A 12,809-nucleotide genomic window follows, 5' to 3' on the forward strand; every position below is an offset into this window, starting at 1 on the left:
CAGGTTCTCCCGCCATCGAGGTATGAGCAATGCCTATGCTTCCGGTCGGAAATTCGCAAGGCGTTTGACGCCGGCCTTTCTGCCGCAGCACCTCTTGAATTTCTTTCCCGAGCCGCATGGACACGGGTCATTGCCGCTGCGCTGTAACCTTCCAATAAGAGGCAACATAAGGGGAGAGGGAATAACAGTCGCCGCTAGAGCGCTCAATTTCGCAGAGATTCCGGGGACCACCAGGCGTTTGCGCGACTTGAATCCCTCCCACGCACGCTCCGCCACAAAATCCGGCTCCAGCCTCGGAAGCAAGTTGAAGAGCCCGGCTTGCTCGGCAGATGCATTTTCGAAAAAGCCGGTGCGGACGGGACCAGGCGCAACGCAGGTTACCGTCACGCCGGATTTTTTCACTTCCTGGTAAAGCGAAGCGGAAAAAGAGCGGACGAAGCTTTTGCTGGCATAATAAAGCGACATATAAGGGCCGGCGGTAAAGCCGGCGACCGAACTGAAATTGATAACCCCACCCTTTTTCCGCTCTACCATCCCCGGCAGATAATGAAGTGTCAGCCGAGCCAGGGCACTGATGTTAAGATCAACGATGGACAATTGCGGCCTAAGGGGAAGCGCTATAGCTGCACCCCTTATCCCATGACCGGCACTGTTGACGAGCACCTCGCAGAAGAGCGCATTCCGCTCCAGAAGCTGGTCCAGCTCTGCCAATGCATCCTCGGTCGTGAGATCCAAATCCAAGATGTATGGCCGTCCGCCCGCTTTCTCCACGCTAGCCGCCGTCTCCTGCAACCCCTCCAGCGAGCGGCCGACCAGGACGATCGCGCCCTTTTCGCGCGCAGCGATATTGGCGATCGAGCGGCCGATGCCGGACGAAGCCCCGGTTATGACGGTTGCAGGCAAGATTTTGCGCGGCGGGTTCAGGTGCACAGTACCTTCAGACCAAGAATCGGAGTTCGTTCCACGACGGGTGCCTTGGAGGTAAGCTCCTGAAGAATTGGGCGAGCCTGCGCCGCAGCGCAAGCCCATTATCATCTTCCAGGCAATGTTCAGCGGGCCTCTTCCGTCATGTTTCTGAGTTCCCCGACCACTTTGGTGTTGAGAATCTCTTCAAAACGAACCAGCGCCCGGGCGACATTGGCGCCATCCATAACTCGATGGTCGTAGTGAATGCGCACCGTCACCCATCCATCGCTGCTGATCTGTCCATAGTTGAATAATGTGGTCAGCGGAGTGAGGGGATTAAGGGATTCGGCTCCCAGCGCGGAGTATACGGAAAACTGAAACGTGCCGAAGAAGTTTGCCCTCTGGCGCGCCAAATTGAGGCCAAGCCAAATAGCCGCCCGCCTTACTGGCGTGGGAAGGCGGGCAAGGCGGAGCGCGCGTCGAAACTCCTTAATCTGCAGAACCGGCTTATTCCTGTAGGTGTGCAGCAGTCGCTCGATCTCGGGAATTTTGCGCTCCTCTGGCGCCCTGATACGGGCGAGCAGGACTGCCCGTTCACCTTCATGCTCCCGCTCATGGGCTACAGAAGCGACACTCTTCGGATACTCATAAAGGTGAGGGAGAGGAAATTTTATGTAAGCCCGGCGCAGCTCGGGAAAATCCTGCCCCAGGAGCCCATAGCCCTTAAGGAAAATGGCCGTCCAGGAAGGACGGGGATTCACCTCAGATCTGGCTTGGAGAAGCGACGCGATGTTCATGTGACGCTGCACGGTGACCCGTGGCACCGACATTGAGAACTTCATCAGGTCCCCGACAAGACGTCTGGGGCCGGACAACTTGATGGCACGGCCTCTCATGGATGGACCTTAATAAATAAAAGGGATGATCCTCTTTGTCCGCTTCATGTACTGCGCATATTCGGGTCCAAAACCATCCTGCATCATACGCTCTTCTTTATTGATGCGCAGGAAGAACAATACCGCACATCCAACCACCCCCGCCATGCCTGATATCCAGTTCGGCAGCAGCATTGCCTGCCCGATACCCATGAGCAGAAACGACAAATACATGGGATGCCGAACGAACCGGTAAGGACCGGAACAAACAACCCTGTGCTTCTCCCTTATTTCAAGGGTAATGGACCAGTTGCGCCCTAGCGCCTTGTGAGACCAGCGAAATGTTGCCAGACCCATTGCAAAGACAAGGCCGCCCGGAATAACGAGCCAGTATCGGGCCGGATGACCAGCGGCCTCGGGAAAGCCGGTCGCCACATATAATCCAGGAAGAATTCCCAGACCAAGCAGCGCGGAGCCAAGTCCAATGATTTCGGAACCCGAGCGCATTCGATGCACAGTCTTGGTGCGCTTTGCGCGACGCTGAAAGGGATATCGGATGATATACCAGGCTATGATGCCCAGCACCCAAAGCACTTTTCCGAGAAGGCCTGGTTCAATCACCCTGGTCGACCAATTCCCGCCATGGCGACACAAAGATAACGCTGCTGCTCTTATGGCTCACGGTTTGACACCTGAAAGGCCCAGGCTGCATTTGATCAACCAGGGTAAGGTGCAGTGCGGCCGATCGCATTCGGGCCGCCATTCATTTCGCGCAGTCGCGTAATAAACTGCTGGGGCCGAAGCCAGATGAATGGCGTCTTATACCCCATCGAAGCAGCGATATCGGCCACAAAGGCATTGCAGTTGTAAACAGCCGCGTGCCACACTTTTGACTTGGACTGAAGCCTGCGAATATTGGCGACGACCTTTCGGTATTCATCCTCGCTGAGCATGACGCGCCAATTTGCGGACATGTACTCTTCTTCCAAATCGCCATCGCTCCAACCCGTTTCCGCGGGTACTGGCAGGAAATGGCCAAGCATATAGGGAACGGCGCTATCGGAGGCCGGATGAAGCCCCGCCACTTCGGGATCGACCATATTGCCAGCCTGATCGAGACGCCCGAAGATCACATAAGAATGACCGTAACTGAGCGCATAGCGCGAACGGAACTCGATAAAATGGCGCTTCTGCTCACTGGGCTGCTCCGTCAGCCCAATGTCGGCAAGAGTGGTTGACCGCTGCCCATCCGCACTCGCGGCGACAGAATTGCCGGTGCCACTTGTGCTTTGGCAGGAAGCCACGACCAGAGCCAGGCAAAATACCAGGACGAGCCGACCAAGCGACCAGATCAATTTATTTCCTCTGCCCAATAAGCAGCAGCGCTGCCCATCTGCGACGCCGACTGAAAAGCGCCAAATAGGTTTGGCGGAGGAACGCTCCTCCGCCAAACCTAAATTGAAAGGCTACTTATAGACAGGAGCCGGAGCTGGCTCCTCAGCCACAACAGGGGCAGGCGGAGGAGCCTTTCCCTTGCCCTTGCCCACGCATGCGGCAAGAGTGGTTGCCGCAAAAACTGCAACCAGTGTGATGAAGACCTTTTTCATCAAAAAATCCTTCCCTCTCCCTGGTAGACGAGACTTACGATCATGAGAATAGGTCAACTTGCGTGCGAGACTAGTGCAGAATTGCAACAATGATCACACAATCTATTACATTCCGTCCATTCAATTTGAATACAAAACCTAGATTATCATGACAGCCGTCCCGACAGGAACCCTCTCATAAAGATGTATGATGTCGTCGTTAAGCAGGCGAATGCATCCACTTGAAACAGCCTGTCCGATAGACCACGGTTCATTGGTGCCGTGCAGGCGATACATTGTATCGCGACCGTTGCGGTAGAGATAAAGCGCCCTCGCCCCCAGCGGATTGTGGGGCCCGCCGGATACGCCCCCCGCATATTGCAGGTACCGAGGCTCGCGCCGCATCATGTTCGCGGTAGGGGTCCATGAAGGCCATTCAGCCTTACGTCCCACAACAGCTCGCCCTGATAAGGTGCGCCCCTCCTTGCCGACACCGACACCATACCGGGTCGCCCAACCGTCTCCCTCGACGTAGTAGAGAAAGCGCTCGTCACGATTGACGATGATCGTGCCGGGCTTTTCTCCTCCCGCATAGGGAACGCGCTGACGGCGGAATTGCGGGTCTATTTCGATGCGATTCGCCCGGCCAGGTGCCGGCTGCGGGGCCAACTGTCGCGTATTTGCGCAGCCTGACAGTACTGCTGCCATCCCGCCCAACAGCAACATGCGACGCGAGCATCCATCCATCATGTCACCCTCTTTACACGGAGTTCTTGCTTTCAGAACATTTACAAAGCAATCGCTGATTGGGCCATAATCGCCGATCTTGTTCAAGACCTGCTTTAGACATCAGGATCTTCTGGCAAGATAACGGTCTCAGGTTAATGATCTGAGCAAAAATTGCCAGTATTTGAGATTTTCAATGCCGTACGAACAACCGTTCGAGGCTATCAGGTCACAAAGCCCTAAATTCATCGGCATGGCTTCGAATGTCCTGGGCCGCGATCTTGCGCAGGTACTGTATGTCCTGGTGAGTGTCTTCGCGGCCAAGACCCCTCAACACCGCGCGGAACAGGCAATCTCCATCAGGGGCTACCGGAATTCGCTTCCCCTCGATCAGGGCATCATAATGATTTCCCGTATAATAGAGCTGAATTGGATCTCCCATCGCCCCGCCACGCGAGGGCATCGGGATTAATCGAGTGGGTATTCGATTGGGGTCAGGATAAAAGATCTCAATCTCGCGGCGCAGAATGTTGACAACCGCCTGTACCGCGAGATCCCCGGCACCACTGTTCCAATTGCCCCGCTTCTCCACGAAGGCCGCAACCCTCTCCACCGGTGAAGTATGTTGCCGGGGATGGGCGATCCCATTGCTGGGGCGATTATGCTTGGCTTTGATAAGATAGCGCCGGCCGATACGCTCAATTATCCCGCCCTCTGGCTCCGCATATTTATAAACTGATCTGAATCTCCTGTGTTTGCCGTACCAAGCGGGCTTAGATAGGACGACCGCATCTTCCGCATTTTTTATTATGTCGTTTGGCCTGACAGGAATACCTGAATAAAAGGCATTTTTTGCCTGAATAGGATTTTGGAAGTCTTTGTACTTTACAAGCTTACCTTTTGCTATCTCCTGGAAACGCTTCGCCCAGGCTGCCTCTGTATCTATGATCATATCGGTAATGCCGTAGGCGCTATATTGCCCCGCGGTTAGATCGATTGCATATTCAACGTTGTCTTTCCTCGCCAATACAAGAAAGTGGTTCTCCGGCAGGAAGTCATCTGCATCCTCCCACCAGTACATTGCACGGCTGCGTGTTTCGTATCCGGCGTTTTTCAGGGCGGCAACGACAGGCTCGAGTGATTCTGCGCAGCGATCGGCGGGTTTGCAGATGAACCGTTCCAATTGATGATCGGATCTTATCAGGCGGTTCAGTTTTTCAAGCTCGTTTCGCACCACCGGCGAGTTAGGCATAGCTGCACCATTCGGAAACCTCCTGATAAGCTCCACGGGTCTTGCAGATGTTTGAGCACGGCTCAAAGGCATTCGCCCCCGCGCCGGAAGTGCACTCCCAAGCTGCTGGTGAGTTCCGAGCGGCGTTTGGCCGGGCGCGATGCCGTCGTCGAGCAAACGCGCCTTTGTCTTCAACGGTATGGTTTGTTTCAAACCTCCCGCTGCTTTCGCGGGCGTCATTGCTCCCTTGGCGAGCCGGAAATAGTCTGCCACATCCGCGACAAGGGAGATGATATCCACGGCGCATTTTTCGATTAGCTCATCGCGCGTCTTGACATAGCAGGGGACCAGCATCTCCCTGGCGCTGTGAATGGTGGCCTCCACATTCGTCTCGCCATAGGCATACTGTTTCAGGATAGGTTCCCGGGGAATAAGCAACGCTTTGGAAAGATCATTGACTGTCTTCCGTATCGGTGCGGGTTCCGTCATGCGCGTTGCGTAGAACTTTTCTTTCTCCAGCTGCTCGATTGTCTGCTTCGAAAAGAAACTGCCTTTATTATCGGATATCCAGCTATGCCCTGAATCCGCCTGGGTTTTATTGAGCTCTTCGACTGGAATTCGTTCTATCTCCAGTTCGCCCTCAGCCAGCAGAATGGAGAAAGCTTGGTTTCCCGGCGCAACATGGATTGTGAAACTGTGATGACCGGCTAGCTGTTGAAAATCGTCCAGAGGAACTCTTTTTATTTCCAGCCGCTCTTCCGCCAACGAAATCGAGAAGGCTTGCTTGCCCTGCTCGACATAGACGATAAAGCCACGGTGTGCCGCAACCGATATTCTTTCAGTGATAAAATCCGGCTCTCCGAGTTGTCCGTCACCAACATGCACCTTGACCGAGCGGCAGCATGCAACGGGTTGATAGATCGCCGCATTGCTCGTGTTGAAATCGACGCCGAGCGCTGAAAGCCGAGAGGTTACTATTTGCGCGATTTCCCTTAGTTGCTTCTGCCAGTATGTCTGGAACTGATCAAAGAATATTTTATTATCAGGACAGTGCTTTAAGTATTCACGTTCTGAGGTAGCAAAATTTAACGGGAAGGTAGAAAGCTGATTATCGAGGCAAATGTCGATCAGCGATTTTTCTGTATGGACCACCTTTGGCGGCACCCCCTTTATTCCGCCTGGCATGGTCTGGACAATCGGTATGCGCCTATCGGGATCGAGTTTGGATTTGATCAGTTCTCGAGAAAAGATCTCTCGCCTGAACGGTAGATCATCGAGAATGTCCAAATGTGCGGCATAGGCCTCGTGTGGACGCGCAGTTAAAAGCAGACGGTTGGCATTTCCTACGACCCGGAGCCAAGTGCCGATAGCGCGCGCCTTGCGAGACTCTCCGGCCTTCTTCGGCTTACCCGACATTTCTTTGTCAGCCGGACTTTCGGTTTCGCTGTCGGCTGCACTCCAGTCTGGAAACAGCGACTTTAAGTGCTCTTTGGCTTCTTCTATCCTGCGGTCCCACTCGGCCGTTGCCTGCGGATCAGGGGAATAATGAGCAGGCGCCTTAAAGTTTTCGGAAAGGGTTTTCTGGTGGATTGGCCGAAGGTGCGTAATATTGGTGCTTCTGTAATTCACCGATAAAGAATTAAGGTTTCCAATACTTGCAGGAAGCATGCATAATCCTTCAGCCTGATCAGAATTTAGCTTCTGAATGAAAATGACTCCATATCGAACCAATCGAGCTTATGGAAAAATCGATTTTTCAGGTAACGCTTCACCGCCTCTGATTTGGAAAGGCGGTGCGCAGCGCTGGTAATGGCATCGCGCGAACGCTACGCTCCCCGTCTTCCTGCAGCGGGGATCCAAGGCGAAAGGGAAAAGCAATCGGCCAGCGCCGGCAATCGTTCTTCAGTGCACAGGGCGCTGGCTAATGCTAGCGTTTGGCCGTTTCCGACTCGGTCGCGTGACGCATGAGGTGGGCCTGCGTGATCTCACGGCAATGATCCAGCAGCCAAGAAGCCATCGCCTCCTCTTCGCGACAAATTTCTTCGCATACGCGCGCAGTCTCCATGTCGCCCGCAGCTTCCGCTCCTGCCGCCAAGATACGGTAAGAGCCGATTTCCATATGTTCAAACGTGTAACCCGCAAGCAAACCTTTCACCACCTCGTCGCCGGCCAGCACACCGCCTGCTGTTTGCATCAGCGCCGTGAATTGGCCGGCGAAATCCTTCATTCCCGAGGGAGATGTCCCGCGCCTTTGCAGGCAGGCTTCCAGTCGTTGCTTTTGTGACTGCGTCTCGACGATATGCTGGTCTATGCGGGTGCCGAGCTCCGGATAACTCTCGATACGGCCCGCCAAGCCGTTGAGCATATGCTCGGCTTGCAACTCCATGGCGTGCGCATCGCGAAGCCATTGGTTCAGCCTCTCGTCCATATCAGCCATCAATCTCACTCCCACGGCTATTGCTGAGCAAGCTGCTGCACTTGCTCGAGATGTTCTTGCAGGGTCGGCAATGTCTTCTCGGCAAAATCCGCCAGGCTTCCCTGCTGTTCAGCGTAGCTTGAGAAAAGCGCGACAGCCCGTTGATGCGCTGCCAGCTGCATTTGCAAATACTGACTGTCGAACTGATCGGCCGAAGCTTGCTCAAGCTGAGTAAGCATCTGCTCGTGCGCGGCATCGAGCGATTTCGGGACATCGTTGACGCCATCGCCCGCCGCAGCCTGCGTCATTTCTTCGCCGGCCTTGGTATGGTCATCCACCATCTTTTGAGCGAATTCACGAACCTCGTCGCTCTGCGCCTTTTCGAGGGCAACCCGGCTCGATTCGATCTCCAACATATTGGATTGGGCAGCCATAGTGGCAAATTCCTGAGGCGTGGAGGCGGTGGCCTCGCTTCCAGCCGGCTGATCATTCTGTTCCGAGAGTTGAGGCTCGGCAGGCGATGCCGGATCGCTGCCGGAATCCTGCGATAGGGCCGGGCTGCCAACTGCAAGCGCAAGTGCCGCTGTGGCCAATAGAAGTCGGCGATGCATTGGAATTCCTCCTTGGAGTGCGTATTGCCTCGAACGCCGAACGGCGAGACTGCGCGCATGTTCCTTGGCGGATCGGCAAACTAGGGCGTGGGCGGCAGTTCCATGACGAAACCGCTTTCCGGGAGCGCCGGAAGGCGATTCATCGCGATGCGCAGATCCTGCTCCGGCACCGTGTAATGCGTGGCGAGGAGCTGGCGGACAGCCTCGACCATGAGCCCGATGGTGAGCCACTCGCCAGGGCAGCGATGGCCGGTTATGAATCCTCCCCCGCCCTGAGGAATAAAACCGTAGCCATCACCCTGCCACCCGCGAAAGCGGTGGGGGTCGAAGACCTCGGCATCCTGCCAAGCATCCGGATGGTGATTGGTGCCATAAAGATCGAGCAGCACCCAGTCGCCGGCGCCAAAACTGTGACCACACCAGGAAAAGGGTTGCAGCACCCGGCCTCCCACCATCGGAAAAAAGGGATAATAGCGGCGAACTTCCTGGACGAAGGCTTCCACTTCTGCGTCTGGCGCGCCTGCCGCGAGATGCTCTGCAGCATTCGAGTGAACATGGAGCGCATGGCCGACAAAGGTGACGTATCGAGCGACCGCCACGATGGGACGCAAGAGGTTGATCAGCTCCACAGCGGCTACCTCAGGGGCAAGCTCGGCGCCCGAAAGATCCCGGTGCAGGGCAATTTGCGCGGCAGGGCAGTTGTCTTGGAGAGGTAATTCGTCTCTTCGGATCGCCTCAATCATTCCCCGAGCCCATGCTTCGCAGCTCAGGCGCATCAGGCGGGCACGCAAGTGGCCTGGCCCAAAACTTCCGGCACCCTCGATCATGGCGGCAAGCTCAGCCGTTCTCCGCTTCGGGTCTGCCCGGTCGAGCGGCAAGCCGCACCACAAAAGTGCGGTGTATGTCAGAGCCTCACGCGCAAGGTCATGCAGCCTCACGCGCGTGGGTGCGCGGCGGAGCGCCGCCTGCCACTGCGCACGGAAGATGGAAATCGCGCGGCCAAGGCCGGCCGCATCCATCATGTCCATGAACATCTGCTTGCGATGATGGTGCGCCTCGCCATCGAGGGTCTGCACGCTGCCCCAATCCTGAAGGAGGGCGAGCGCTGTACGCGGAATGGCGGCGCGGCGCGTGAAGCGACCTGGGCGGTAGAACTGCTCTGCTGCCGCCGGCCCACGCATGAAGATCACTTCCCGCATCATTATGCGTGTGCGGAACGCATCGGCACCGATCTCGTTGCAGCGTTTGGTCACGAAGAGATAGCCTTCGCGCCAAAGCGCAAGGCTGCTATCAACAGCGCGGAGAGCCGGGATAGTCGAGCCGGAGGTGAGCATACCTCACAACGCGTGGCTCATGGTGCTCGTTCCTTTGGCAAAGACACAGAAGCGGCTGTTCGCGCCTTAGCTTCAGCGGCGACGGTTTCGGCTTCTTCAAGCATTGGCGACCGATCGGATACCAGGGATTCGTCCGTTATCAGCCTCGCGCCGCGTTCGAAGGTGAGGTAGCGCCAGAGCCATTGAACTGACACCGTCAGGCGATGTTGAAATCCCACCAGCAGATAGACATGGATGATCGCCCAGGAGAGCCAGGCGAGCCAGCCGGTGAGCTTGAAACGACCTTGCTCGAACACCGCGGCGTGGCGGCCGACAATGGCCGTATTCCCGCGGCCGTGATAGACGAATTCGTCGAGCGGCTTTCCGTCGCGTAGATGGCGGGCGAGCATGCGGCCGAGATGCCGGCCCTGTTGCTTCGCAACCTGTGCGAGGCCCGGCAGAGGCTTCCCGTCCTGTCCCGCGAACAGAGCCGCATCGCCCATGGCGAAGACATTGCGGAGGCCCCTGACCCGCATGGCCCCGTCGACAATCACGCGCCCTGCCCGATCGGTTTCAGCGCCGAGTTGCGCGGCTAGAGGCGAGGCAGCCACGCCCGCGGCCCAAAGAACCAGACCGACGGGGACGGTGCTGCCGCCAAAAGTGATGCTATCCTTTTGGATGTCCTCCACCGGAGTGCTCGTGTGCACCTCCACACCCAGCCTTTCAAGGCGTTCGTGCGCGTAGGCAGAGATTTTTTCGGAAAAAGCAGGGAGGATGCGCGGTCCCGCCTCGATCAGCATTATCCTTGCCGCCTCGGGCCGGGCGCTGCGAAAATCGCGGGCAAGCGTGAGGCGGCTAAGCTCAGCCAGGGATCCTGCAAGCTCCACGCCCGTCGGCCCACCGCCTACGATGGCTATGGTCATCTGGCGAGCCTGTTCATCTGGATCGAGAGTGCGTTCGGCGCGCTCAAAGGCGAGCAGTGCTTTGGCACGAATTCGCCGAGCATCAGCGATCGTTTTCAGGCCGGGTGCAAAACGCGCCCAATCAGGATGACCGAAATAGCTGTGCGAGGCGCCGGTCGCGAGAATCAGATAGTCAAAATTCAAACATGAGCCGTCCGCCAGATGCAGCACCCGGGCGGCCATGTCGATGCTCGTCACCTCGCCAAGAAGCACCTGTACGCTTTCGTAGGGCCTTAGAATTTTGCGGATCGGCTCGGCTATATCCGCGGCAGAAAGTGCTGCGGTTGCCACCTGGTAGAGCAGCGGCTGAAAGAGATGATGGTTTTGGCGGTCAAGCAAGACGACGGGAATGCCCGCCCTGCCAAGCTCTTTTGCCGCCTCAAGGCCGGCAAAACCGGCGCCAACAATGACGATGCGCGATGAACGTGGGGCGACCGGCTCCGCCGGCGGCATGTCTTCGCGGGCACTCACAAGCAGCTCCTTGGCGATCAACCACGCCTCCGCCCACAATGCGCGTTTTGCAGCAAAACGCTGCCTCCTGGTGCTTGTTCCGCCTTCTTATTTGGTCAAGCCGGGGACGAATAGCAATGGAACCAGCGGCATTCTCGATTGTTCGCTGATGCGTCCGCAGATCCGGAGCAACGCATGAATACAGTACGATATGCTTTCTATAGCGGTTCGATGGCAGGGTTCGCTGCGCTTCTTTCCATTATGACTTCGGCAAAGGGCGAAGGCCGGGGAATGCTCCAGCCGGTCAACGCGACAAGCCATTGGCTGCATGGCGATTCGGTGGCCAGGAGAGCAACGGTCGACATGCGGCACACCGGACTTGGAGCAGTCACCAACTTGGCTTCGGCAATGTTCTGGGCGTTGCCTTTCGCGTTTTGGGCATCGCGGAGGGAACCGCAAAGCTTGCCACGCCTTCTTTGCGGTGCTTCGGTGGTCTCGGCCTTTGCCGCGCTTCTAGATTATGGCGTGCTGCCCCGGCGGATAACGCCGGGGTGGGAGCTCGCAATATCCAAGCGGTCAGTCGCGGGTGCATTTGCGGCGATGGCGATAGGGCTCGCTGCCGGCGCTTGGGCTGCGCAGCGGCAACGATAACAGTTCTCAAGGCGATCCGCTGAGGGTTGGCGCGGGGGGAACCTTATCCGCGCTTACGGATTGACACTTCGCTCAACAGCGAAGCAGGTTGCGATGCAGGTCCCGCCAGTCCGCAAAGACGGCTTACAGCTTGAGGAAAAACGAAATTTTCACCGCCTCTTCTGGATCGTGGAGCGGGTGGCTTGGGTGGTGTTTGCTCTTATCCTCATCCTGGCGCTTGCTGGCCTCACAGGATCAGGAGGGTACTTTTCGACGGCAACCCAATCACTTTCGACAGGCCAGGTGGAGCATCCGCGCATTGCCCGCTGGGAAGCCTCGGACGAATTGCGGGTGAGCTTCGAAGGGGGCGCTGAGAAACACCGCCTGGATATCAGCTACAGCTTTTTCGAATATTTCGAGGTGGAGGGCATCCAGCCGGAGCCGGAACGCATGCTGACGCTGCCGGATGGCGTGGCGATGGAGTTCGCGGCCGAAGAAGGAGCTCCGGCGAAAGTGATCGTCTACACACGTTCGCTTCACGCCGGCCGCGTCAGCTACCGCATCGCCCTTGACGGGGCCAGTACCGACGCCTCGACCCTGATTTTGCCATAGGAGGATGCGGATGGACTCCGTCGTTCGGGGAATCGTCATCTATCTTTTCCTCCTGATTGTCATCCGGCTGTCGGGGCGAAGGTCCCTCGCGGAGATCACAGCCTTCGATTTCGTCCTCCTGCTGATCATCGCGGAAACCACACAGCAGGCCCTGCTTGGCGACGATTTTTCGCTGATCAACGCCGTTCTTCTGATCATCACGCTTTTCGTGGTGGATATTGCCCTTTCATATTTCAAGGAATGGTCGCCCGGCGCGGCAACGCTCATCGACGGCACGCCCACCGTGCTGATCAGCCTCGGCAAAGCAGACAAGGAGGCGCTTAAGCGCACTCGTGTAAGCCTCGACGAGGTGATGGAAGCCGCCCGAGAGCAGCACGGGTTGGAGCGGCTCGAGCAGATCAAGTTTGCGGTACTGGAGATCGGCGGAAATATCAGCATCGTTCCGCGCTAAGGTTGGTTAAGTTCCCATAAAGAAAGAAAAATCCTGGAAC

The 12,809-nt window shown here is 56.9% G+C and carries 14 protein-coding genes; 3 read left to right on the top strand and 11 right to left on the bottom strand.

Annotation, left to right across the window (positions count from 1 at the left end; genetic code table 11):
• Positions 1 to 33: 33 nt before the first annotated feature.
• From GNP00_RS16140 to GNP00_RS16185, 11 genes are all read right to left on the bottom strand, one after another.
• Positions 34 to 924, bottom strand: a complete 891-nt coding sequence (locus tag GNP00_RS16140; RefSeq protein ID WP_041545677.1) for an SDR family NAD(P)-dependent oxidoreductase — start codon at positions 922 to 924, stop codon at positions 34 to 36.
• 125 nt (positions 925 to 1,049) lie between these two features.
• Positions 1,050 to 1,802, bottom strand: coding sequence for a hypothetical protein (locus GNP00_RS16145; RefSeq protein ID WP_041544866.1), 753 nt, complete (start codon positions 1,800 to 1,802; stop codon positions 1,050 to 1,052).
• A gap of 9 nt (positions 1,803 to 1,811) precedes the next feature.
• Positions 1,812 to 2,402 carry a protein-S-isoprenylcysteine O-methyltransferase gene (locus GNP00_RS16150; RefSeq protein ID WP_011582832.1) on the bottom strand — a complete coding sequence of 197 codons (591 nt, stop codon included), beginning with the start codon at positions 2,400 to 2,402 and terminating at the stop codon, positions 1,812 to 1,814.
• 95 nt (positions 2,403 to 2,497) lie between these two features.
• Entirely contained in the window at positions 2,498 to 3,136 is a 639-nt protein-coding gene (locus tag GNP00_RS16155; protein WP_011582831.1) for a hypothetical protein, read from the bottom strand.
• 111 nt (positions 3,137 to 3,247) lie between these two features.
• Positions 3,248 to 3,388: a lipoprotein gene (locus GNP00_RS23425; RefSeq protein ID WP_041544865.1), complete on the bottom strand. Its 141-nt coding sequence runs from the start codon at positions 3,386 to 3,388 to the stop codon at positions 3,248 to 3,250.
• Between the two features lie 138 nt (positions 3,389 to 3,526).
• Positions 3,527 to 4,114: a L,D-transpeptidase gene (locus GNP00_RS16160; RefSeq protein ID WP_011582830.1), complete on the bottom strand. Its 588-nt coding sequence runs from the start codon at positions 4,112 to 4,114 to the stop codon at positions 3,527 to 3,529.
• Positions 4,115 to 4,322: 208 nt separating this feature from the next.
• Positions 4,323 to 6,992 carry a hypothetical protein gene (locus GNP00_RS16165; protein ID WP_011582829.1) on the bottom strand — a complete coding sequence of 890 codons (2,670 nt, stop codon included), beginning with the start codon at positions 6,990 to 6,992 and terminating at the stop codon, positions 4,323 to 4,325.
• Positions 6,993 to 7,251: 259 nt separating this feature from the next.
• Entirely contained in the window at positions 7,252 to 7,761 is a 510-nt protein-coding gene (locus GNP00_RS16170; RefSeq protein WP_011582828.1) for a ferritin-like domain-containing protein, read from the bottom strand.
• A gap of 17 nt (positions 7,762 to 7,778) precedes the next feature.
• Complete coding sequence (locus tag GNP00_RS16175) at positions 7,779 to 8,351, bottom strand: DUF4142 domain-containing protein (protein ID WP_011582827.1); 573 nt, start codon at positions 8,349 to 8,351, stop codon at positions 7,779 to 7,781.
• Positions 8,352 to 8,431: 80 nt separating this feature from the next.
• Entirely contained in the window at positions 8,432 to 9,604 is a 1,173-nt protein-coding gene (locus GNP00_RS16180; RefSeq protein ID WP_343034288.1) for a cytochrome P450, read from the bottom strand.
• Positions 9,605 to 9,702: 98 nt separating this feature from the next.
• Positions 9,703 to 11,118 carry an NAD(P)/FAD-dependent oxidoreductase gene (locus GNP00_RS16185; protein ID WP_011582825.1) on the bottom strand — a complete coding sequence of 472 codons (1,416 nt, stop codon included), beginning with the start codon at positions 11,116 to 11,118 and terminating at the stop codon, positions 9,703 to 9,705.
• Between the two features lie 153 nt (positions 11,119 to 11,271).
• Here GNP00_RS16185 and GNP00_RS16190 point away from each other — a divergent pair, with 153 nt between their 5' ends.
• The 3 genes from GNP00_RS16190 to GNP00_RS16200 all read left to right on the top strand — a co-directional run bounded on the left by GNP00_RS16190 (position 11,272) and on the right by GNP00_RS16200 (position 12,769).
• On the top strand, positions 11,272 to 11,727 hold the full coding sequence (locus tag GNP00_RS16190) for a hypothetical protein (protein WP_011582824.1): 456 nt from the start codon (positions 11,272 to 11,274) through the stop codon (positions 11,725 to 11,727).
• A 93-nt stretch (positions 11,728 to 11,820) separates the two neighbouring features.
• The gene (locus GNP00_RS16195) at positions 11,821 to 12,318 is read left to right on the top strand and encodes a hypothetical protein (protein WP_011582823.1); all 498 of its coding nucleotides are present in this window, start codon (positions 11,821 to 11,823) and stop codon (positions 12,316 to 12,318) included.
• Between the two features lie 10 nt (positions 12,319 to 12,328).
• Positions 12,329 to 12,769, top strand: a complete 441-nt coding sequence (locus GNP00_RS16200; protein ID WP_011582822.1) for a DUF421 domain-containing protein — start codon at positions 12,329 to 12,331, stop codon at positions 12,767 to 12,769.
• Positions 12,770 to 12,809: the final 40 nt, after the last annotated feature.

Origin of the sequence: Chelativorans multitrophicus (genome assembly GCF_011317445.1) — a bacterium.
Classification (GTDB): Bacteria; Pseudomonadota; Alphaproteobacteria; order Rhizobiales; family Rhizobiaceae; genus Chelativorans; species Chelativorans multitrophicus.